General features: G+C 33.4%; 20 protein-coding genes. 2 read left to right on the forward strand and 18 right to left on the reverse strand.

Annotated elements, in window-relative coordinates; genetic code table 11:
* Positions 1 to 37: 37 nt before the first annotated feature.
* The 9 genes from DWZ69_RS07100 to DWZ69_RS07140 all read right to left on the reverse strand — a co-directional run bounded on the left by DWZ69_RS07100 (position 38) and on the right by DWZ69_RS07140 (position 9,628).
* Positions 38 to 1,288: a peptidoglycan DD-metalloendopeptidase family protein gene (locus DWZ69_RS07100; protein WP_117999919.1), complete on the reverse strand. Its 1,251-nt coding sequence runs from the start codon at positions 1,286 to 1,288 to the stop codon at positions 38 to 40.
* Positions 1,289 to 1,304: 16 nt separating this feature from the next.
* Complete coding sequence (gene ftsX / locus DWZ69_RS07105; protein ID WP_117999920.1) at positions 1,305 to 2,213, reverse strand: permease-like cell division protein FtsX; 909 nt, start codon at positions 2,211 to 2,213, stop codon at positions 1,305 to 1,307.
* Complete coding sequence (ftsE, locus tag DWZ69_RS07110; protein ID WP_117999921.1) at positions 2,214 to 2,885, reverse strand: cell division ATP-binding protein FtsE; 672 nt, start codon at positions 2,883 to 2,885, stop codon at positions 2,214 to 2,216. It abuts the gene before it with no gap.
* Positions 2,886 to 3,301: 416 nt separating this feature from the next.
* Entirely contained in the window at positions 3,302 to 4,390 is a 1,089-nt protein-coding gene (locus DWZ69_RS07115; RefSeq protein WP_117999922.1) for a helix-turn-helix domain-containing protein, read from the reverse strand.
* A 157-nt stretch (positions 4,391 to 4,547) separates the two neighbouring features.
* Complete coding sequence (locus DWZ69_RS07120; RefSeq protein WP_117999923.1) at positions 4,548 to 5,201, reverse strand: discoidin domain-containing protein; 654 nt, start codon at positions 5,199 to 5,201, stop codon at positions 4,548 to 4,550.
* 97 nt (positions 5,202 to 5,298) lie between these two features.
* Positions 5,299 to 6,417, reverse strand: coding sequence for a sn-glycerol-3-phosphate ABC transporter ATP-binding protein UgpC (gene ugpC / locus DWZ69_RS07125; protein ID WP_117999924.1), 1,119 nt, complete (start codon positions 6,415 to 6,417; stop codon positions 5,299 to 5,301).
* A 134-nt stretch (positions 6,418 to 6,551) separates the two neighbouring features.
* Complete coding sequence (locus DWZ69_RS07130) at positions 6,552 to 7,376, reverse strand: S1-like domain-containing RNA-binding protein (RefSeq protein WP_117999925.1); 825 nt, start codon at positions 7,374 to 7,376, stop codon at positions 6,552 to 6,554.
* Positions 7,377 to 7,434: 58 nt separating this feature from the next.
* Positions 7,435 to 8,142 (reverse strand): acyl-ACP thioesterase domain-containing protein, encoded by a 708-nt coding sequence (locus DWZ69_RS07135; RefSeq protein WP_117999926.1) that lies wholly within the window; start codon positions 8,140 to 8,142, stop codon positions 7,435 to 7,437.
* A gap of 16 nt (positions 8,143 to 8,158) precedes the next feature.
* A complete protein-coding gene (locus DWZ69_RS07140) occupies positions 8,159 to 9,628 on the reverse strand; it encodes an immunoglobulin-like domain-containing protein (RefSeq protein WP_117999927.1) in 1,470 nt (489 codons plus the stop codon).
* 194 nt (positions 9,629 to 9,822) lie between these two features.
* Between DWZ69_RS07140 and DWZ69_RS07145 the strand changes: the two genes are divergently transcribed.
* Positions 9,823 to 10,626: a hypothetical protein gene (locus DWZ69_RS07145; protein WP_117999928.1), complete on the forward strand. Its 804-nt coding sequence runs from the start codon at positions 9,823 to 9,825 to the stop codon at positions 10,624 to 10,626.
* Positions 10,627 to 10,749: 123 nt separating this feature from the next.
* Complete coding sequence (locus DWZ69_RS07150; protein WP_117999929.1) at positions 10,750 to 12,411, forward strand: MBL fold metallo-hydrolase; 1,662 nt, start codon at positions 10,750 to 10,752, stop codon at positions 12,409 to 12,411.
* Between the two features lie 127 nt (positions 12,412 to 12,538).
* Here DWZ69_RS07150 and DWZ69_RS07155 read toward each other — a convergent pair whose 3' ends face one another.
* The 9 genes from DWZ69_RS07155 to DWZ69_RS07195 all read right to left on the reverse strand — a co-directional run bounded on the left by DWZ69_RS07155 (position 12,539) and on the right by DWZ69_RS07195 (position 21,234).
* Positions 12,539 to 14,134, reverse strand: coding sequence for a hypothetical protein (locus DWZ69_RS07155; protein ID WP_117999930.1), 1,596 nt, complete (start codon positions 14,132 to 14,134; stop codon positions 12,539 to 12,541).
* On the reverse strand, positions 14,134 to 14,844 hold the full coding sequence (locus DWZ69_RS07160; protein ID WP_117999931.1) for an ABC transporter ATP-binding protein: 711 nt from the start codon (positions 14,842 to 14,844) through the stop codon (positions 14,134 to 14,136). Before DWZ69_RS07160 ends, DWZ69_RS07155 begins: the two co-directional genes overlap by 1 nt.
* A 241-nt stretch (positions 14,845 to 15,085) precedes the next feature.
* Positions 15,086 to 15,319, reverse strand: a complete 234-nt coding sequence (locus DWZ69_RS07165; protein ID WP_022165243.1) for a cysteine-rich small domain-containing protein — start codon at positions 15,317 to 15,319, stop codon at positions 15,086 to 15,088.
* 2 nt (positions 15,320 to 15,321) lie between these two features.
* The gene (locus DWZ69_RS07170) at positions 15,322 to 16,197 is read right to left on the reverse strand and encodes a DegV family protein (protein WP_347475121.1); all 876 of its coding nucleotides are present in this window, start codon (positions 16,195 to 16,197) and stop codon (positions 15,322 to 15,324) included.
* Between the two features lie 33 nt (positions 16,198 to 16,230).
* Positions 16,231 to 17,118 (reverse strand): DegV family protein, encoded by an 888-nt coding sequence (locus tag DWZ69_RS07175; RefSeq protein WP_117999932.1) that lies wholly within the window; start codon positions 17,116 to 17,118, stop codon positions 16,231 to 16,233.
* Positions 17,119 to 17,227: 109 nt separating this feature from the next.
* A complete protein-coding gene (locus DWZ69_RS07180) occupies positions 17,228 to 18,826 on the reverse strand; it encodes a fibronectin type III domain-containing protein (RefSeq protein WP_117999933.1) in 1,599 nt (532 codons plus the stop codon).
* 375 nt (positions 18,827 to 19,201) lie between these two features.
* Positions 19,202 to 19,558, reverse strand: coding sequence for a P-II family nitrogen regulator (locus DWZ69_RS07185; RefSeq protein ID WP_117999934.1), 357 nt, complete (start codon positions 19,556 to 19,558; stop codon positions 19,202 to 19,204).
* Positions 19,559 to 19,579: 21 nt separating this feature from the next.
* Positions 19,580 to 19,936 carry a P-II family nitrogen regulator gene (locus DWZ69_RS07190; RefSeq protein WP_117999935.1) on the reverse strand — a complete coding sequence of 119 codons (357 nt, stop codon included), beginning with the start codon at positions 19,934 to 19,936 and terminating at the stop codon, positions 19,580 to 19,582.
* Between the two features lie 56 nt (positions 19,937 to 19,992).
* Positions 19,993 to 21,234 carry an ammonium transporter gene (locus tag DWZ69_RS07195; protein ID WP_022164920.1) on the reverse strand — a complete coding sequence of 414 codons (1,242 nt, stop codon included), beginning with the start codon at positions 21,232 to 21,234 and terminating at the stop codon, positions 19,993 to 19,995.
* Positions 21,235 to 21,400 lie beyond the last annotated feature (166 nt).

The following is a 21,400-nucleotide window of genomic DNA, read 5'->3' on the forward strand; positions in this document are numbered from 1 at the left end:
TTCTTTACTATTTATAAAATATTATGTTTCATTCTGTTTAGAAGTAACTCCATGGATTTACCCAGTTACCTGGTGTTGTTCCACTTGTTGCTCCAAGATGTAAATGGTTACCTGTTGATGAACCTGTTGTACCAACTAAACCAATTGTCTGTCCCTGACTTACATGCTGACCAACACTTACTAAAATTGATGACTGATGCATGTAAACTGATGTTACACCATTTGAGTGTTTAATACCTGTCCAGTTTCCTGCTGTGGCATTATAATTTGCCCAAACTACAGTACCGTCTGCTACTGCTACTACAGGAGTTCCACCTGGTGCAGGGAAGTCAATTCCGTTGTGGAATGTGCTACTACCTGAGAATGGATCTTTTCTGTATCCATAATCTGATGAAACTGATGTGTGTCCTGGTACCGGATAAATCCAACCACTGGATTTGCTTGGTGTTGGGTTTGTATTTGTATCAGTATTGTTATTATTATTTGTGTTGTTATTTGTATTATTGTTTGTATTTGTCTGTGCTTTTGCAGCTGCCTGAGTTGGAGCCTGTGTTGTCTGTGCTGCGATCTTAGCCTGAGCTACTTTTTCTTCCTGTGCCTTAATTTCCTGATCAAGTGCATCTGAAGAAGCCTCATTCTGCTCAAGCAAATCTTCATATTCAGATAATTCTGACTGCTTTGATGCAACTGTACTTTCAAGCTGTGACTTATCTGTCTTCTGCTTTGTCTGCATTGTTACAAGGTTCTTCTTATCTTTCTCCAAAGAAGTTTTTGAATCAGAAATTGTCTTTCTTGTCTGCTTTAACTTGTTAAGCATTTTTCTATCATACTGAGATAATTCTGTAATATATTCAGCTTTGTTTAAGAATTCTGTAATGCTCTTTGAATTTAAAATTAAGTCAAGTAATTCTGTATCACCATTTTCGTACATATACTTAATTCTTAACTTCATGTCAGCATACTGAGCCTTAATGCTTTCTTCTGCTGCTTTTAATTTCTTCTCTGTTTTCTTAATATTAACTTCTGTCTTATCTAATTCCTGCTGTGTTTTATATATCTGTGTTGATAAATCAGTTAATTTTTTATCAACTTCTTCAATATAAGCTTCGACTTCACTTTTTGAAGCCTGAAGTTTTTTCTTTTCTGCATTTTTCTTAATTTTCTGGCTATTTAAATCTGACAGCTTGCTTTTTTCACTTGAAACGCTGGCAAATGATGTTCCTGCCATTGATAAAACTAATGTTGCGGAAAGTAATAAACTTAATATTCTCGAAAAATTCTTTTTCATCTGTTTATCTCCTCCATTAAACTTTTAAGTGCTTTCTAATTGAAAGGAATGAACCAACTAAACCAATTCCGGCTCCAATTCCAAGTCCTAATGGAACAAGCACTCCAAATATTTCACCTACTGTTGCAAAAGAAATTGAACTTGCCATAACTCCTACCTTTGACATTACAAAAGCTATTAATCTTTCATAAATCACTCTTAAAATAACAAGAGGTATAGCTGAACCAACAAGACCAATTATAACACCTTCTATAATAAATGGTGCTCTAACAAAGCCGTTTGTTGAACCAATCAATTTCATGATTTTAATTTCATGTCTTCTAACGGTTATACCAATCATAACTGTATTACTGATTAAGAAAATTCCCACGCCTAATAAAATTACTATCAAAGCTATTGATACATATCCTAAAAGTTTTGAAAACTTACTTAATGTTTCTTTTGCCTGCTCTGAATGTTTAACCTTTCTAACACCCTGAACTTTTGAGATTCTATTTACAAAAGCATCCTGTTCATCAATGTTTTTCAGGAAAACTGTATATGATGCTGAATCAGCTAATGGATTATCATTTGCAAATGCCTTTGCCAATTCAGGATCTTCTGCGAAGTAATCTCCCTGGAATTCCTTCCAAGCTTCCTCTGCTGATGTGTATTTGTATTTTTCAACATGCTTATCAGCTTTTATTGTTGCACCAATAGCGTCAATCTGTTCCTGTTTTAAACCTTTATCAAAAAATACAGTAACACCAACGTTTTGCTCTACCTGCTTCTCCACAGAATTAACGTTAATAATAATAGAAAGTATAATTCCAATAAGAAAAATACAGGCAGCAATTGTACAAATTGATGCAATTGAGAACAACTTATTTCTCTTAATATTAACGACACCCTGTTTAAAGCAGTATCCTACTGTTCTTCCATTCATTTATTCCACCACCTTGCTATCGCTGACTTTTACACCTTTCTTCATTGTAATTACTCTCTTGTTCATTGCCTCTACAATTTCAAGGTTGTGAGTAACAACAATAACGGTGGTTCCCTGTTTGTTTACTTTATCTAATAATTTCATAATCTCCCATGAGTTTTCAGGATCAAGGTTTCCTGTAGGTTCATCGGCAAGTAATATGTCAGGCTTGTTTACCAACGCTCTTGCCAAAGCAACTCTCTGCTGCTCACCACCTGATAACTCATTAGGATTTGAACGATACTTTTCTGATAAACCTACCAAGGAAAGTACCCTTGCAACATTCTTCTTTATTTCTCTTGGAGACGCTCCAATAACATGCTGTGCGAAAGCAATGTTTGAATATACATCTCTGTCCTGTAGTAATCTAAAGTCCTGGAAAACTACACCAAGTTTTCTACGATACTTAGCCACTCCTCTTGATTTTAATTTAGATAATTTAATGTTACCTACTGTTATCATTCCTTCTGTTGGATTAAGTTCCTTCAAAAGCAATTTAATAAAAGTAGATTTTCCTGAACCACTGGCTCCAACAACGAATACAAACTCGCCATCTTCAATTTCTAAATTTAAATTGCTAAGAGCAGGTGCGCCGTTTCCATAAGATTTACTTACACCTTTTATACTAATCATTTGTCTACTCCTTAACATATGTGTAATGAACTAATCTTCCACATTAAATGTTATACATTATCGCAATCTTATTTTTTTACACACCAAAAAATTATATTACGCAAATGTAATAAAAATTTGTCGAATATAATTTTTTAATTTCTTTTATGTTCTATTTCTTCCATAAAAGTAAAATATGATTATTATATTAGTTCATTAATATAAGTCCCGACATCACTGAATCAACACCAATGCTTACCCAGCCTGTCCACTTATATATTTAAATAGCAATTTGTTAAAATTCTGTGTCCTTTTTATATGTAATATTTAGAAATATTTAAATTTCTGTACTTAAAGCAGCACTTAAACAATGTATGAATGTCCTTCTATTAAATATCATATTAAGTCTTTAATAAATAGATTAAAATTCAATATTACTAAAATTCAGTATTACCCATGTACTTCATATATTTAACAACCATTAATGCAATCTTAAATGTAATGGCATCTTCGAACACTCTAATGTCCAAACCTGTTGTCTTCTGAAGCTTGTCTAATCTATATACTAATGTGTTTCTATGAATATATAACTGTCTAGATGTTTCTGAGACATTTAAACTATTTTCAAAGAACTTGTTAATTGTTGTTAATGTTTCATCATCGAATTCATCCGGTGACTTGCCATCAAAAATTTCATTAATAAACATCTTACATAGTGGAATAGGTAACTGATAAATCAAACGACCAATTCCAAGATTGTTATATGCAACAACATTCTTTGTACTAAAGAAAATCTTTCCAACATCAAGTGCCATTCTTGCTTCCTTGTATGAACGTGAAACTTCTTTGATTTCCTTAACGATTGTTCCGTAAGCTACGTTTGCCTTAACCATAGCTTCTGTATTCAACATATCAACTATTGTGTTGGCAATATGTTCAACTTCTTCATATCCCTGATTGTCATCAACTTCTTTTACAAGGATAATACTCTTTTCATCTACTGCTGTAATAAAATCTTTTTTGCTACCTGCAAACAATGTTCTAACTGTTTCAAGTGCAACACTGTCTTTTTCATTTTTTGTTTCAATAATGCAGACACATCTTCTTGCATCCACATCTACATGTAATTTTTTTGCTCTATTATATATATCTACAAGGAGGAGATTGTCTAAAAGAAGATTCTTAATAAAATTGTCCTTATCATATCTTTCTTTGTATGCAACAAGTAAGTTTTGAATCTGAAAAGCAGCCATCTTTCCAACCATAAACACATCATCACTTGTTCCCTGGGCAATCAAGATCAACTCTAACTGATTTTCATCATATACCTTAAAAAACTGGTAATCCTGTACTGACTGGCTGTCTGCTGGTGATGCTACAAATGCCAAAACTGAATTTTCAAACTGTTCACTTGTATGTGATGTTGAGGCTACAACCTTTCCATCTGTATCTGTCACATGTAAATCTACTCTTGAGATACTCTTAATTCCTTCAATTGTGTTCTGTAAAATTTGATTTGAAATCATATAATTCTCCTTGCTTTTTTAACTGCATTTGTGTATATAAACAATTATTCAAGTTATATTTTAAACCAGTTTACTGTAAAATACAAGTGAAAAAAAATCCCTTACGAACCATTACAGTTCATAAGGGACTCTGTTAGATTAAAATATGTAATTTTAATTATTTCTTTACTTTAATTTTAACAACCTTTGACCACTTCTTAGCGCCAACTGCTTTTACTCTAACGTATAATTTCTTCTTGTTCTTTAATTTCTTGCTTGAAAGAGTAACTTTTATCTTCTTAACTGTCTTCTTGTAAAGAACTTTCTTAAACTTCTTACTTTTTGATACCTGTACTGTGTACTTCTTAGCACCCATAACTTTCTTGAATGTTAATTTAACTTTCTTTGATCTAAATTTCTTTGTTACTTTCTTAGCAATCTTTGTTCGCTTAAGTGAAGCTTTCTTTGTTACTTTCTTTGTTGTTGCCTTTGGCTTAGCTGTTGTTGGCTTTGGTGTTGTTGTTTCATCTGGTGTTGATGTGTCTGGTGTTGATGTATCTGGTGTTGTTCCATCTGGTTTTGTATCAATACTTTTTCCATAAACAGCAATATCCCTTATAGAATACCCATATTCTGTGTTTCTAGACGTACCATTAATTCTTATATAGCGGGCATTCACCATTTCATCTAGAATCATCGTGTCATTTTTATAATTATACGAAATTCCATCTTGCTCTTCCGCAATTCGCGTGAATGTTTGGCCATCTGACGACACTTCTATATAATACTCGCTTGCACCAGCATCCTCACATATAATATTTACCTGCTTAATATTGCATAAAGTTCCTTATAAAAATACCAGGTTATGAATGTTATTCACAACCTGGTTATAAACTTGAGTTACCCCCATGCTTGACAAAGGGCCCTAATTAGTTTGTAATTACCTTTTCTGTGTCCTTATCGAAGATGTGTAATTTTGATAAGTCCATAGCGAATTTAACTTCATCACCAACTCTTGCTTCTGTACGGGCATTTACTCTTGCAGTACAATCAAATCCTTCAACATCGAAGTATAAGTAAACTTCTGCACCAAGTAATTCGTAAATTCTGATAGTTGTTGTAAATACACTTTCAGGTGATTTTGCAATGAAGCTTTCTTCATCATGAATATCTTCTGGTCTGATACCCATAACAACTGTCTTACCAACATAACCGCCTTCTTCAAGCCTCTTAGCCTGTTCAGCTGGAACTGTAATGTATGTTCTAGCCTGGCCAACATGTAACTTGATATCTGTTCCAACCTTTTCAACTTCAGCATCGATGAAGTTCATCTGTGGAGAACCCATGAATCCTGCTACAAATAAGTTTACTGGCTTGTCATATAAGTTCTTAGGTGAATCAACCTGCTGTACAACACCATCTTTCATAACTACGATTCTTGTACCAAGTGTCATAGCTTCTGTCTGGTCATGTGTTACATAGATGATTGTAGCACCTAATCTCTTATGAATCTTTGCAATTTCAACACGCATCTGAACTCTTAACTTAGCATCCAAGTTTGAAAGAGGTTCGTCCATAAGGAATACCTTAGGATTACGAACGATTGCACGTCCCATAGCAACTCTCTGTCTCTGACCACCTGATAAAGCCTTTGGCTTTCTGTCAAGTAACTGTTCAAGGTCAAGAATCTTAGCTGCATCTTTAACTAATCTTTCCTGTTCAGCCTTTGGTACTTTTCTTAACTTAAGACCAAATGCCATGTTATCATATACTGTCATATGTGGATATAATGCGTAGTTCTGGAATACCATTGCGATATCTCTATCCTTAGGTTCTACGTCATTTACTAACTTATCCCCAATGTATAATTCCCCTGATGAAATTTCTTCAAGACCTGCGATCATTCTAAGTGTTGTAGACTTACCACAACCTGATGGTCCTACGAAGATGATGAATTCCTTGTCCTTAATTTCAAGGTTAAAATCCTTAACTGCTGCAAATCCGTTTGGATAAACTTTGCAGATATTTCTTAATGATAAACTTGCCATATATCTTTTCCTCCTAGAAATAGTTTTCACTACCTTTTGTATGTTGATATTCTAAATCACATCGTAGGAAAATACTATATGGCAAATAAACAAAATAACAAAAAAATCTTTGTATATTTTGCATATGGCTACTGCTATTTCTCTATAAATATGTTATTTTCACCAATAATTACTTGGTGTTCTTTGAGCAATCTGCCAATAGCTCTCTTAAATTCACTTTTGCTCATGTTAAAATCACGCTTAATAACCTCCGGTGATGCCTTGTCTGTGTAGTCAATTTTTCCGCCATTTTCTTTCATAAACTGCAATATTTTTTCAGCATCTTCTTCTATTTGCAAATATGATTTTTTTCTAAGAGCCAAATCCAGCTTGCCATCAGGTCGAACACTTTTAACTCTGGCTTCCACTTCCATTCCTACATGAACTTTCATTGTAAGTTCTTTTGTCTGAATCAGACCGTGGTATTTATTATTAACCGCAACAAAGGCTCCATAGTTTGGATTGTAATTATATACAACGCCTTTTACAATATCTTCTTCCTCGTATGTGGAATTGCAGCTTAGGTAGTTGTACACTTTCATTGTGGCGCATAATCTGTCACTTTTATCTGTATAGATGCCCACTAAAATTTTGTCGCCTGCTTTAATGTTTGTTGTCTGTTCCTTATAAGGCAGAAACAAATCTTTTCCAAGGCCCCAGTCAAGAAACGCCCCAAACTTAGTTATTTCCTTTACTTCAACATAAGCAGTTTCTCCAACTTCTGCTACCGGCTTGTGAATTGTAGCAATCAATCGGTCTTTTGAGTCCCTGCAAATAAAAACTTCTACAGTATCTCCAAGCTCCGTTCCCTGTGGCACCTCGTTTTTTGGTAAAAGAACCTTATCATCCTCAGTTCCTAAATAAATACCAAAATCTGTTTTCTTTACCACTCTTAATTTTAATGTCTTTCCTAATTCCATTAGATTCTCCTCCAAGGGGCAGGAAACAGTTTACAGACATCTGCAAACTGTTTCTTACCTAAATATTTTTTAATTTTATTTGTCCATGTATTTGACCGTCAGCACTTTCAAGATTTATGCCAAGATAATCCTGATTATTGTAAGCCACACACACTATTTCTTCATCTATTAAAGCTTCCTTTTTGTATACAATTTCAATCTGATTATATTTTTTTCCCTTTGGCAGAAACTGTTCAACAATCCGCATATAATCTGCATTGTTTAAATGACCATTTGTGTCTATGAAACTTTTGAAAACCTTTGTTGTTCCAAGAACTTCTCTTTCTCCCTGAAACTTTAATTTTCTTGACACTTTAAGTGAGTCAAAAGCCTCACCTAATTGGTACTTGGAAATGTCACCTTCAGTTATTCTTACGGGCATGCGCTTTTCTGTATCAAGCAGACTCCAAATAGATTCAGCCTTTACAATGTACCCACCATTTGCATCCTTAATCCAGAACTGTCTTGTTGCCATTACCTTGTGAAAATTTAACGGACTTGTGCCAACTTCAACTTCTTCACCAAATCTTAAATCCTTAAAAATCTGTATTTTGTAAGCTAAAAGTACCCACGCCCTGTGGTGTTTTTTTAAGTAGCTAATGCCAATTCCTAAATCCTCTGACTGAAATGTGCTACAATCTTGTAAATTATACAATATTCCATAATAAGGAACTATACCGTCTTTTCCAATTTCACTAAAACTTACTCTTTTTTTATAAGAATACATATTTACCTCTTTACGCCTACTTTGCCTGAGTTGTTGTTTCAGGAGCTGTAGTTGTTGTTTCAGGTGTTGTTGGCTGTTCTGGTGTTGTTGGCTGTTCCGGTGTTGTTGGCTGTTCCGGTGTTGTTGGCTGTTCCGGTGTTGCTGGTTTTGCCTTAACTGTAACTGTAAGCTTCTTTATTACTGCTGTGTAAGTCTGATTTTTGTACTGAGCCTTGTATGTAATTACATATTTACCAGGCTTGTTCATGTCAACTTTTCCTGTGTATGTAACATATTTTTTGATTTTCAAATCTTTGTCATCATAAGTCTTTAAGCTCTTAACATAAGTATAACCAAATTCTGCATTTGTACCCTGAACTAAAGTTACCTTTGAAGCTGTTAATGTAAGCTTAACTTTATGACTTTTTACTGTATATTTAACAGTTTTCTTAGCTTCTTTTTTGTTTCTGCCTTTTACACTATATGTAATTTTATATGTTCCTTTATTTGAGAATTTTACGCTACCTTTCTTTACAGAAACTTTTTTGTTCTTATATTTAACAGAAACTTTAATCTTTGATGTTAAATTTTTTCCCGGTACACTCTTTGCTGTAACACCGGTTAAAACGTTAGCTTTGCTACCCTGAGCAACATCTTTATTATCTGCCGCACCGCTAATTACAGGTGCCTTTGTATCTACAACCTTAAACTTAAATGTTTTTGTAACCTTGTTTCCAAGAGAATCTTTTACAGTATATTTAACTTTGTATGTACCAAGCTTGTTTGTGTTTATTTTTCCTTTTGTCTTAATTTTCTTCTTGGCAATTGCATTTCCTGCACTGTCTTTTGCTGATACTAAATTCTTTAATTTTACTTTTGTACCAAATTCGATTTTAGTCTTATTAGCTTTGACCGTAGGAACTTTTTTCTTGTATGGGTTCTTTGGATCTGGATCAGTTGGATCCCAATCTGTGAATTTTCCGTTTGTAATTGGTGTAAATGATGGACGTTTTATTGGATCATCACTTTTTTTGCCCCAGAAAATTACTACTTTTGTTCCAACTGCACAATGGTCATAAATCCATTTTGAATCTTTGCATAAAAGTCTTACACATCCATGAGATGCCTTTTGTCCCATTACATTGTAGGCTGCAACAGACATTGTTGACTTATCGCCCTTCTTGTAATACCAAACTGAATGGAATAAAATCTGATCACAGATTCTTGTACAATACTGTGCATAACAGTTTCCAATCATTTCATGCCATCTGTATTTTACAGGTACATAGAATGTTCCTGTTGGTGTTTCATTACTTGGAGAACAAATCATTGCCTTGATGGCTTTTCCGTTTTTGTAAACTGTTGTACAGTTTGTTCCTAAATTAACCTTGATTGTGTACGCTGTACTGTCAGCATTAACTCTGTTTGGTTTGCTTACAGTTATGCAGCTTATTACCATAACTACAGCTAAGAATAATGATAAGCTTTTTGTCATTATTTTCTTCATTTCATTTCCTCCTGCTCATTGCATTTTAATTTTTAAAGCTAGTTTTTTACTTAAAATCTTCTTAATTATACTACATTCTTCCTTTTTTACAATGTAATAATGTTGCTTTTCTACCTATATTTAATATATAATTACATACATTAGAGTTTTGGAACGTTTTTTGTAATTAAAATACTACGGCGGAGGTATTATTAATGAAATCAAAGTTTAAATTAGCCTTTATACTATTGGCTATAGGATTTATTTTGTTAGCACTTGATGTGGATGTATCTACAGGCGTCAAGTATCCACATGACTATAGTAATTCCAATAATGTTATTGGAGAATTTCAATACTACAATATTGCATCAAACTATGGTGCTAAATGTACTTATAAGCTTATTGATACTTCTGGTTCTTCTGATTCAGCCTTAGAAAAAACACCTTTGGTTTCCGGCACTACGGATTCTACAGGCACAACCCAGACAAAGGTAATCGACAAAGTATATTTTGGAACTGTACATATTGACATTTTCAATGATGGGCTTGGATTTATCTTAATTTTTATTGCATGTTTTTTATTAAAAAAAGTAAATAAAAAATTCAGTTATGGTTCTTTAAGTACATTTTGTGGCTTAATATTGCACATACTATTAAAAGCACTTCCTTTTGTTTTCAATGGTTTGTTATTATGTAATTTAGCCATGTTTATTGGAATAGCTTATATGTGTTCAATTATTTTAACCACCTTTTTATTTACAGGCGGGTTATTTGCAATGTGTCCTGATGTATGTTGCAGAGACGAAAGAAAATGGGGAAAAATCACATGGTTTGTGTCTATGGTACTTATAGTCCTAAATACTTTTGTATTTTGGATTGGTTCAGACTATAGTGCTTTACAGTCTTTAGGCAAATTTTCTGAAGGACTTTTAGTAATTGATATTCTAATTTTTTGGATAATTTTAAGGAGGGTATATTACTATTTAGAACAATCTTATGAAAAAGCCGTTAATGCATAATTTATGCTAAATTGATTTTTCAATTTTAATGGTCATGAATATTTGATTTATACTTATGGTATTTTTCTGATGAAATGCTTTTATAAGATTTTCTTACTTATTAAATAGTAATAAAAAAGAAAAATGAAAACAGCTTATGTAACTTTAAAAAAACTTTTATTTGTGTTAGCCATATTATTATGTTCAACATGTTTTTACGCTATGCACGTATCGGCTAACGACAACGAAATGACATTTCATTCTATTTATGTTGGCTCAGGTGATGCCCTTGTAGTTGAGAGCAAGGGACATTACATGATTGTTGATTCAGGTCCACCAAGTGCATCTGAGTTAGTTGCCAATTATATTAGCAAATTAAATATACCTGATAATAAAATAGATTATGTAGTTGCCACTCATCCTGACGGAGACCATGTTGGTAACTTCAATAAAATTTTTGAGAAATATGAAGTTGGACAGGTTTTCTATTCGCCTTGCGTTAAAGGTAACAAAACTTATTCAAAATTCATTAATAGCGTAAAGGAAAAGGGCTGTCCTTACAGAAATCCTATTGATGGAGAATCTTGGAAGCTTGGAGATGCGACTGTAACTGTTGTTTATGATGGTTTTCAGGGAACAACTTACAATGAATGCAGTATTGTTCTAAGAGTAACCTGTGGTGGTAAATCCCTTTTGCTTACAGGCGATTTGCCTTCAACAATGGAAAAGCAGTTACTTGCTAAAGGGTATAATTTTAAGGCTGACGTCTTAAAAGTTGGTCACCATGGTGCCGGTTCATCATCCTGTACCGCTTTTATAAAGGCCGTTCAGCCGCAATACGCAATAATTTCTTCTTCAAGAGCTTCAACAGCAAGACTTCCAAGAGCTTCTGTTTTAAAAAGACTTGCTTTGCAGTTCGTTAAGGTTTACAGAACAACCGATAAGGATGTTGTATTTAATTTTATAGACGGAAAAATTTCAACACCTAATAAGGAAAGTATCAAGTACACATGTATAAAGAACGGAACCATTGCTTTATCTTCCAAGGTCTTCAGATCAAAGGGAAAAGCAATTACTCCTAGTGTTTCTTTAGTTGTAAATGGCAAGGTAGTTTCCCCTTCCGAATATAAGATTAAATATTCTTCAAATAAAAATCCCGGTGTTGCCAAGGTTAAACTTACGGGATTAGATAAAAAGTTTGTAGGTACCTGCACAACCACATTTATGATTCTTCCTAAAAAGGAAGCCATAAAAACTAAGACTGTTAAACTTAACAAAATCAAACTTGGCTGGGAAGGTCAAAAAAATGTTACCGGTTATTATTTGAAATACTCAACCAGTAAAAGTTTTAAGAAAAATGTTAAATACAAAATTTTTAATAACGAAAAGAATTTAAGCACTACGATAAAAGGTCTTTCTTTTAATAAGAAATATTATTTCTCTGTTCGTGCTTTTAAAAGCAATATTGGAGACGGCAAGTGGAGTAAAACAATTTCTCTTAAAACAGAAAAATTACCGATTCCTACAAAAGGATTTTTTACTGAGATAATTGAAAAGACAAAGAGCATAAAATTACAGTGGAAAAAACAATCTTCCAAATATGACGCAGGCTATATGATTCAATATTCACCTGACAAAAAATTTAAGGATGATGTTGAAACTGTAACTATTAAGAAAGCTTCAAAAAATTCTTTTAAATTAAAGAAGAAACCAAAAACAAAAAACTACTACATTAGAGTAAAAGGCTACAATAAATACTGTGACGGCAAGTGGAGCAAAGTTAAAAAAGTAAAATTTGCTGATTAATTATTTAAATATTAAAGAACCTGTATACAATTTTTATATACTACTCTCCTTACTGATTTTTGTAATCCGGTAAAGACTTAACATAAAATTGTATACAGGTTCTTTTTTAATAATATTTCTATGCAAACTAAAGATTTCTAAATATTTCTGTCCCATTATCTTTTAACCACTTATATGCAATAAGTAGTAAGCATAGAAGCACTAATACTAGAATGCCTAAATATGTATCCGCACCTATCCAATCTACACATACTTTCAAATACACCACTGCCATTACTGCAATCATTGCCCATGCTAAAAGTATTGCAAGAAATACACCAAAGCTTTGTTTTACGGCTGCCGCCTCAGTAACCCAGTTTAAATTTGGCATTTTCAAATTAATTATCAGGCCCAACGCACCATTAAGCATTACGAAAATAACGGGTACAACTGTAACTAATATTATCTGCAATATTGATAGTTTAAATTCAATGCCCAGTATCACACTACATATAACCATAGGTGTGATTGTTATTATATTATGAAGTTTTAATTTTGCTCTCAAAATCTGCCAAGTGTCCACAGGCAATGTTTTCGCAATCCATATACTTTTTCCTTCTAGAGAAATTGATGGTGCGGTAATATCGTTCATTGACATAACTGCACAAATCATCAAAGTTATACCAAAACTAAGATATACACTTCTAATGCCTGTAAGGCTTATGAGCCTGTTTATTTCATCTATTTTTATTACTACTGCTACTGTTATGACTATTATAAATAAACAGCCTAGTGCGCAATTTAACATATACACTGCGCTTGAAGTAAATCTTTTTAACTCTCTAAACAGTAATGCTTTGGAGACGCTTTTTTGCTTTTCAGTTTTTATTTTATAAACCTTTTTCTTTTCGCCTTTTTTTTCAGTAGCTATGTTGAAAAAACTTTTTGCCAAAACAAAAATTACAACTGCCAGCAAAATTAGAACCATTAGCGAAAATATTGCCATATATTTCACATTACCGGTAGCTCCCTTACCCATTGCATACAACGGATATGCTACCCCTTTTATTTTTTCTCCAACAACCGCCGCCTGAGCAATTATCCCCTGCATTACATCATAAGCTTTATACGATATATAATAGTAAATTCCGAAGAACGCTACGGACACGATTACTGTCACCAGATTTTTGAATTTCAATCTGGAACTAACCTCTGCCACTATCCAGCCTAATATACATGACATTGCCAGTAAAAACAGCGAATTCATTATTGTAATTACAATACAACCGATAATTCTTTCCACAGTTATGTCTGCATTAAAAAAGTATACTATTGCTGTTGGTATCATTACTAACAACTGATAAAACAAACCTACAATATACACTCCGGCAACTCTAATTAGCAATATATATAGTGCCGGGATTGGAAGTGACATTAGCAAATCATTGTCTTTTGCCTGATACAAGCTTGCATAAGTGTTAAATACACTTCCAATTACTCCAAATGTAATCGCCACCATTCCCATTATAACAAAGTACAGCCAATCCAATCCTACCTGTAAAAATGGCTTGCAGAATATATTTGCCATACTAAAAAACACTACAGCTACAATTGCAAACAAAACTGTGTATACAATTATGTATGATGCCATTTTTGTTTTTGACATTTTCTGTTCATTTTTCTTATTTCGAAACATTAGAGATATAACTTCCCTAAGTTGCTTTTTTAATAGGGCTTTTATCATTATTGTTCAGCCTCCATTTCTAGGAATACTGCCTCTAAAGATTCGTCACCCTTCACTTCTTCCATTGTGCCGGATTTAATTAACTGGCCATTTTTTATAATTGCAATTTTATCGCACAATTTTTCAGCCACTTCCAACACATGAGTTGAAAAGAAAATTGCCCCACCTTTGTCACACACATCCCTCATCATTTCTTTTAAAATATGAGAAGATTTTGGATCTAAACCTACAAATGGTTCATCCATTATTATTAGTTTTGGATTGTGAATCCAGGCTGAAATAATTGCCAGTTTTTGTTTCATTCCATGAGAGTAGGCACTAATAGGCTGTGCTAAATCATCAGTTAATTCTAACAAATCACCATATTTCTTAATTCTTTCAGTTCTGTCTTGTGAACTTACATTATAAATATCTGCAATAAAATTCAAATAACTGATACCTGTCATAAATTCATATAAATCCGGATTATCAGGTATGTACGCTATTTTCTTCTTGCATTCAATCGGGTTCTCTTTCACAGACATGCCATCCACAAGAATTTCACCTTCATCAAATTTCAAAATTCCTACTATCGACTTAATAGTTGTTGTTTTACCTGCACCATTATGACCAATAAAGCCATAAATCTCACCAGGCTCAATATGTAAAGAAAGACTATCAACTGCCTTCTTGTCTCCAAACTTCTTTGTTAAATTTTCAATTCTTAACATTTTCTCCTCCCCTTTGTATTATTGTTAATTTGTCACTGTTTATTAGTATACTCTATTTTATGTATAAAATATATATTTTTATACATTACTGAAATTTTGTCATTTTTATTAAAAGAAAAGAATGTCGCAAGCGACATTCTAAGTACTGAGTGCGTGTTGCCACGCAACTATATTCTTTTTGCACCAGGGTGTATTCCTAGTGAAACATTTATTTATGTTTTTCGTATTATATTTCCTGTAATTAATTGCCTGATAATTTTTCAATTACCTTGTCATAATTATCTTTTCTATGTGGAAAAGTACAATTACTGCAATCCTTTATGTTGTTGCTAAGAATTGTAAAGTTTCCGCCACACTTTTCTCCCATTGAGTACAACGGGCAAAAACAAAATAGGCAGTTAAATTCTTCTCCTTCTGCTATTTTGTGGCATGGATAATACTCACACTCTTTGTTTGAAAAAAATTTATAACTCATTATTATTCTTCTCTCAAAATTAAACTTACGCCAATTCCTGCTGCTTCAGGACCTGTATGAACCCCAACAACAAGTGATAACGGATCATAATAAATATCAGGTATGTTAGGAAATCTTTCTTTTACCTGTTCAAGCCAACTGTTAGCGTCTTCTTCTTTTTCAAAGGTTCCTGCTGCACCAATTCGAATCTTAGATGTATCATTATTTTCTAAAAGTTTGTTTACATATTCTTCTGTGTAATCAAGCATTTTTGAAATTGCACGCTTGCTACCTCTAACCTTATCTACTGCGTCAAAATTTTCTCCAACAGTTCTTAAGACAGGTTTAATATTTAAAACTGCTCCAAGAGCTGCCGCTGCCGGTGTAACTCGTCCACCTTTCTTTAAATATTTTAAATCATCAACAGTAAGATATATTATTGAATCAAAGGCATTTGCCTCAAGTGCTTCTTTGATTTCCTTTGCATCTTTTCCATTATCAGCCATCCAGATTGCATCTAAAACAGCCTGACGCATAGTAACAGAAATTCTATGGTTATCCACTACCTGAACTTTGCCATCATATTCCTCTGATAACTGAATTGCCGCATGGCATGAATTGCTCAAGCCACTTGATAGCGGAATATAAACTATCTGCTCATAACCTTCATCTAATAACTTATCCCATCTATCCATTATATCTCCTGGAGAGGGCATAGATGTTGTTATGTTTTTATCTGATTTCAATTCTGCGTAAAATTTTTCCTTAGTCAAACCATCTTCCTGATAAAAAGTTTCCTCTTCGATAACTATTGGTGTGTAAGCTAAATGTACACCAAGTTCCTTTGCCTCATTTATATCAATTCCAGCATTACTATCTGTTAAAATTGCTATCTTCATTATTTTCTCCATTCTTAAAATCTATAAATGCACTTAATCAACTCTTTCGTCGCCCCAGAAGAACAATGCTACTGTTCCCGGACCTGTATGACTGCCAATTGTTGTTCCTATATTGTATATTTCAATTTTCCCTTTTGTATTCGGAAATTTCTCTTCTATTAAGTTTGTAACAGCCTTAGCATCTTCCATACAAGCTGAGTTACTTATATAAACTTTATCATTATATTCTAATCTATTGTCAGCCAATTCTTCCATCTTTTTCACAATAGCCTTGTATACTTTTTTCTTGCCCTTAATCTTTGCTCTTGGAATTAATTTTCCTTCGAAATTCACATTAAGCAATGGACATATACCAAGTATACCGCCTACAATACCGGAAGTTTTTGAAACCCTTCCACCTTTAATGTAGAATGTTAAATCAGTAGAAAAGAACCAATGATTTACTCTTTTTTTGTTTTCTTCAGCCCACTGATATACTTCATCTATTGTTTTTCCCTGATCTCTTAAATCAGCCAACTTGTCCATTAATAAACCGAACCCGGATGATGCTGCCAATGAATCAACAACATAAATTTTTCTGTCAGGAAATTCTTCTTCCAAATTAGCCTTTGCAACTAATGCAGAGTTAATTGTGCCTGAAATTCCTGATGACAATGTTACATGCAATACATCAAGTCCCTGTTCTAAAAATTTCCTAAAATGTGCCTCGTATTCTTCTGCATTTACCTGAGATGTTTTGGTTTCTGCTCCATCAATCATTGCCTGATAAAAATCATCTAAACTCATTGATTTTCCCAAATCATCTAAATATTCTTTTCCATCAAGTTCATAATGAAAAAAAACACATTCAATATCTCTGTCCTTAAAATGCTCTTCTGTTAAATCCGCAGTTGAACAACAACTAATAATATAATCCTTCATATCATACTTTCCTTTCAAACTAGCAAACACTAAGCCGTATTTTAGACATTATAACATTTATAGAATTTTTAAGCAATCCGCCATAAATAATGGATATTAATAATTTGTATTATTTTACAATATAAACTTTACTCCACTTGCCATATTTTTTATTTTTGCCTATTACTTTAATAGCTCTTACTTTTATGTAATACTTTTTACTTTTTGCCAATCCACTAAATGTGTAACTTGTTTTCCTACTTAATTTTGTTTTAGTTTTTTTCTTTTTAAATTTCTTGTTGTCGCTTATTTTAATCTCATATTTGTTTGCATTTCCTACTTTATTAAATAGTAAACAAATTTTAGTTTTATTTTTGTTTTTCTGTTTCTTTTTATATGCTTTTTTGATTTTCACTTTTACCGGTGCTTTTACTGTTACGTTTCCGGTTGTAGGACGAACCTGAGAATCTGTTCTCTCTGAAATGCCAGTTTCCTTTGAAGGCAACTCACCAACCTTTGAAGATGTTTCATTATTTTCTTTCTTTTCTGTAGTTGAGGTTTCATCTCCTACAAAATTAATGGCCACTGACATCCTTACATTATAATAAAAATATTCCATTATAAAAGAATATGTTTCCCCTGCTTTTAAATAATATTCTATGGTAACATTTTTACAGTCTTCTGCATTTTCTTCTGCCATCGCAACGTAATTTTTACAATTTTTTGTGTAGTCTTTGTCTTTATACAAACGCAAGGTTCCTGTATTAAGTCCTGTTGTATATAGCTTATAATAACCTGATTTTTCGGGAGTAAACTCTAATAATGTTGTATACTCGTCTAAATCTTCCAACTTTTCTCCTTGGTTCATTGTATATTTGTACTCTATTACCTTTGTCTGGCAATATATTTTTTCAAAGAACTTTTCATTTTTATACACCAATGCTGAATATTCACGGCAATCGGCATATCCATCACATTTTGTCTTAAATTTCTTATCTGTGCCTAAACATATATTGTCGTCTTTTTCATCCTCATCAACGTCCCCTTTATACCATAAATATGTCATGTTTTTTGGATTCTTTATTTCCTCACCAATAATATTATATAGCACCGGTTCAAACTGTATTTCCTGATCATGTAATCCATAGTTATCAATATCTTTGGTACAGCTATATGTCTCATCCATATCCATTTGTTTAACTATTACATTACATGCAATTGAGTGAAAATTACTCTCCTGTAAATCAAAATAATACATCTCCCCTCCAATTAACTTCTTACTTATGCAACAGTTTAAACGAAATACCTTGCTACTATTCCCGCCACTTTGTATTTGTGTTCCATTTGAGTCATACAAACGAACATAAGTAGCTGAACTACCTACTGTATAGAAAGTGTATATGGCTGTTTCCTTTGGGACAAAAGAATATCTGTACATACAGTTTTCCGGTCCTATAAGCTTCACTTCCATATCTTCTTTAAGCTCACCCTTATTTACAATAGTAATTTCCTGATCTTCATCTTCGTCATCATAAATATTACTATCAAGCCAACTGCTACCTGCTTTTACAGCATACAAATCTCCACTTCCCAAAGACGATACTGTAAGGGTTAATGCTAAAAATAAGGCAGTTATTCCTTTTCTCACATATCCTTTTTTGTAGTTTCTTACTTTGATTAAACCTTTATTGTGGCTTAATTCTAATAGTTTGTCCTTAAGTTTTCTCATTTTATATAATCTCCTTCTTTTTACGGCTTTCGCCTTTCTCATATATTTTGTAACATTTTATTATGTTTTAGTCAATGCACTTTTTGTATAAAAATATTTTTTATTTATATTTACGCCCTAAGCACGTGTTTCTTTAGCAATATTTTTCCTTTCGTGCCAGAATCTATCTCCAGTAGAACGTTTATATGTAATAAGAAATTACATATAAAAAGCAGACAATCTTTCTCACTAAATGTAAGACTTTAAAGTTTGTCGTAATACTTATACGATTTTCATATTACCACGATCAATTACATATATAGTCCATTTTTTAATGAGTTTCATTGTCTGCTTTTCAATAAAGCTACTGTGCTTTTATTTATTTATATACCTAAATTATTCCTGCTGCTGTATTGCATCATAACCTGTCTCACCTGTACGGATTTTCTGTGCGCTTCTTACTTCATAAGTAAAAATCTTTCCATCTCCATAGTCTCCTGTGTAGGCAGCTTTCTGAATGGCTCTTACTGTTAAGTCTGCCCAATCTTCAGATGATACAATTACATCGACTTTAACTTTAGGTCTTACTTTTGTTTCAAGTTTCATGCCTTTAACCCAGTTATCAGCACCTCTCTGTGCGCCGTAACCTTCAACCTTTGTTACTGTAACACCGTTTACCTGAATGTGATCTAATGCTGCAATAACATCCTCTGCTTTTTCTTCTCTGACAATTGCTTCTACCTTAATAATCATTTTACACATCTCCTTACTTTTTTATTCCTGACGCTGAATTGCATCATAGCCTGTCTCACCTGTTCTTATTTTTACAGCTTTTTCTACAGGATAGCAGAAAATCTTACCGTCTCCGTACTCTCCTGTGTAAGCAGCTTTTTTTATGGCATCTATAGTTTTATCTGCCCATTCTTCAGATGAAACAACTATTTCAAATTTAATTTTAGGTTGCATTTGAGGTTCAACTTCCATACCTCTTACAATTTCTTTGTAGCCTCGCTGTAATCCACAGCCCATAACCTGTGAAACAGTAAGACCATTTACTTCTATGTCCATCAAAGCGTTTTTTACATCTTCAAACTTTTCTTCTCTGACAATGGCATCTATTTTCATTATCATGATTTAATCCTCCTAATAATCAACTATTTCCAATATAAATATTTCTACTCCACAATTTACTGGTCCATACCGTTGAAACTTGGATATGCACTTTCTCCATGCTGGGAAATATCAAGCCCTAATTTTTCTTCACGGTCTGTTACTCTAAGAGGTGTAAATATTCTTACAATTCCAACACATATAAGTGTACCCACTACAGCTATTGCTATTGTAATGAGAATTCCTTCAATCTGTGCTGCAAATAATCTCCACTCGCCATATACAAGGCCATCCCATTTTGCTACTGAATTAATAGAACTTTTACCGAAAATTCCTGTTGCGATGCCGCCCCAGATGCCACCAATGCCATGGCATCCAAATGCATCAAGTGCATCGTCAATTTTTAATTTTTTCTTTACTAAAATAACGCCATAATAACATATTGGGCTAACTAATGCTCCAATAATAAATGATGCCCAAATTGGTACAAATCCAGCTCCTGGTGTAATGGCAACCAAACCAAGTACCAAACCTGTTGATGCACCAACCAAAGTTGTTTTCTTATCATTTACCATATCAATAAACATCCACGACAAAAGGGCTGCTGCCGATGATATTGCCGAAGTCATAAATGCATGGGCTGCAAGCCCATCTGCTTTTAAAGCACTACCTGCATTGAATCCAAACCATCCAAACCAAAGAATTGTAGCTCCTAATACAACAAACGGTATGTTGTGGATTCTATATGTCATTCGCTCGTAACCTTTTCTTCTTCCAAGAACAATTGCGAGTACAAGGGCTGTTACACCTGAACTAATATGTACAACGTCACCTCCTGCAAAGTCTACTGAACCTAATTCAGCAAGAAGTCCGCCCTGGCCCCATACCATATGAGCCAATGGATAATAAATCACCAAAGACCATAATGCTATAAAAATAAACAAAGCCTTGAATCTCATTCTGCCTACTACTGCTCCTGTTATAAGAGCTGGTGTAATAATGGCAAACATCATCTGAAATGCACAAAATACAAGATTTGGTATTGAATCTGCATACGGTCCTACATTCCAACCTATACCTTCCAATCCAAACCATCTAAAGTCACCAATAATGCCTCCATGATTTCCGCCAAATGCCAATGAATAACCGAACAAAGCCCACATAACTGTTGCCAGTCCCATAATCATAACAATTGCCATCATGGTGTTGACCACATTTTTTCTCCTAACTAAACCTCCATAAAAGAATGCCAGCCCCGGTGTCATAAAAAACACCAACGCAGAGCAAATGAGTATAAACCCTGTGTCTCCTGAGTTCATAACAAGTACCTCCATTTCCTATACATATTTTTCTAATCTCCAATTAAGACATTTTACTTAAAAAGGGGGAATAAAATGTCCCAAAAAGCAAAACAAGGACGTGCGACAAATAATTGTCGAACGTCCTTGTTCATTGGAAAGTTTATCATTTGAATATAAAAAACAC

Origin of the sequence: Eubacterium sp. AF34-35BH (genome assembly GCF_003477765.1) — a bacterium.
In the GTDB taxonomy this organism is placed as follows: domain Bacteria; phylum Bacillota; class Clostridia; order Lachnospirales; family Lachnospiraceae; genus Eubacterium_G.

Bases quoted from the DNA above. Each gene is read 5' to 3' on its own strand.
- DWZ69_RS07100 (WP_117999919.1), bottom strand. From the start codon at position 1,288: ATGAAAAAGAATTTTTCGAGAATATTAAGTTTATTACTTTCCGCAACA.
- ftsX (WP_117999920.1), bottom strand. From the start codon at position 2,213: ATGAATGGAAGAACAGTAGGATACTGCTTTAAACAGGGTGTCGTTAAT.
- ftsE (WP_117999921.1), bottom strand. From the start codon at position 2,885: ATGATTAGTATAAAAGGTGTAAGTAAATCTTATGGAAACGGCGCACCT.
- DWZ69_RS07115 (WP_117999922.1), bottom strand. From the start codon at position 4,390: ATGATTTCAAATCAAATTTTACAGAACACAATTGAAGGAATTAAGAGT.
- ugpC (WP_117999924.1), bottom strand. From the start codon at position 6,417: ATGGCAAGTTTATCATTAAGAAATATCTGCAAAGTTTATCCAAACGGA.
- DWZ69_RS07130 (WP_117999925.1), bottom strand. From the start codon at position 7,376: ATGGAATTAGGAAAGACATTAAAATTAAGAGTGGTAAAGAAAACAGAT.
- DWZ69_RS07135 (WP_117999926.1), bottom strand. From the start codon at position 8,142: ATGTATTCTTATAAAAAAAGAGTAAGTTTTAGTGAAATTGGAAAAGAC.
- DWZ69_RS07140 (WP_117999927.1), bottom strand. From the start codon at position 9,628: ATGAAGAAAATAATGACAAAAAGCTTATCATTATTCTTAGCTGTAGTT.
- DWZ69_RS07145 (WP_117999928.1), top strand. From the start codon at position 9,823: ATGAAATCAAAGTTTAAATTAGCCTTTATACTATTGGCTATAGGATTT.
- DWZ69_RS07150 (WP_117999929.1), top strand. From the start codon at position 10,750: ATGAAAACAGCTTATGTAACTTTAAAAAAACTTTTATTTGTGTTAGCC.
- DWZ69_RS07155 (WP_117999930.1), bottom strand. From the start codon at position 14,134: ATGATAAAAGCCCTATTAAAAAAGCAACTTAGGGAAGTTATATCTCTA.
- DWZ69_RS07160 (WP_117999931.1), bottom strand. From the start codon at position 14,844: ATGTTAAGAATTGAAAATTTAACAAAGAAGTTTGGAGACAAGAAGGCA.
- DWZ69_RS07165 (WP_022165243.1), bottom strand. From the start codon at position 15,319: ATGAGTTATAAATTTTTTTCAAACAAAGAGTGTGAGTATTATCCATGC.
- DWZ69_RS07170 (WP_347475121.1), bottom strand. From the start codon at position 16,197: ATGAAGATAGCAATTTTAACAGATAGTAATGCTGGAATTGATATAAAT.
- DWZ69_RS07175 (WP_117999932.1), bottom strand. From the start codon at position 17,118: ATGAAGGATTATATTATTAGTTGTTGTTCAACTGCGGATTTAACAGAA.
- DWZ69_RS07180 (WP_117999933.1), bottom strand. From the start codon at position 18,826: ATGAGAAAACTTAAGGACAAACTATTAGAATTAAGCCACAATAAAGGT.
- DWZ69_RS07185 (WP_117999934.1), bottom strand. From the start codon at position 19,558: ATGATTATTAAGGTAGAAGCAATTGTCAGAGAAGAAAAAGCAGAGGAT.
- DWZ69_RS07190 (WP_117999935.1), bottom strand. From the start codon at position 19,936: ATGATAATGAAAATAGATGCCATTGTCAGAGAAGAAAAGTTTGAAGAT.
- DWZ69_RS07195 (WP_022164920.1), bottom strand. From the start codon at position 21,234: ATGAACTCAGGAGACACAGGGTTTATACTCATTTGCTCTGCGTTGGTG.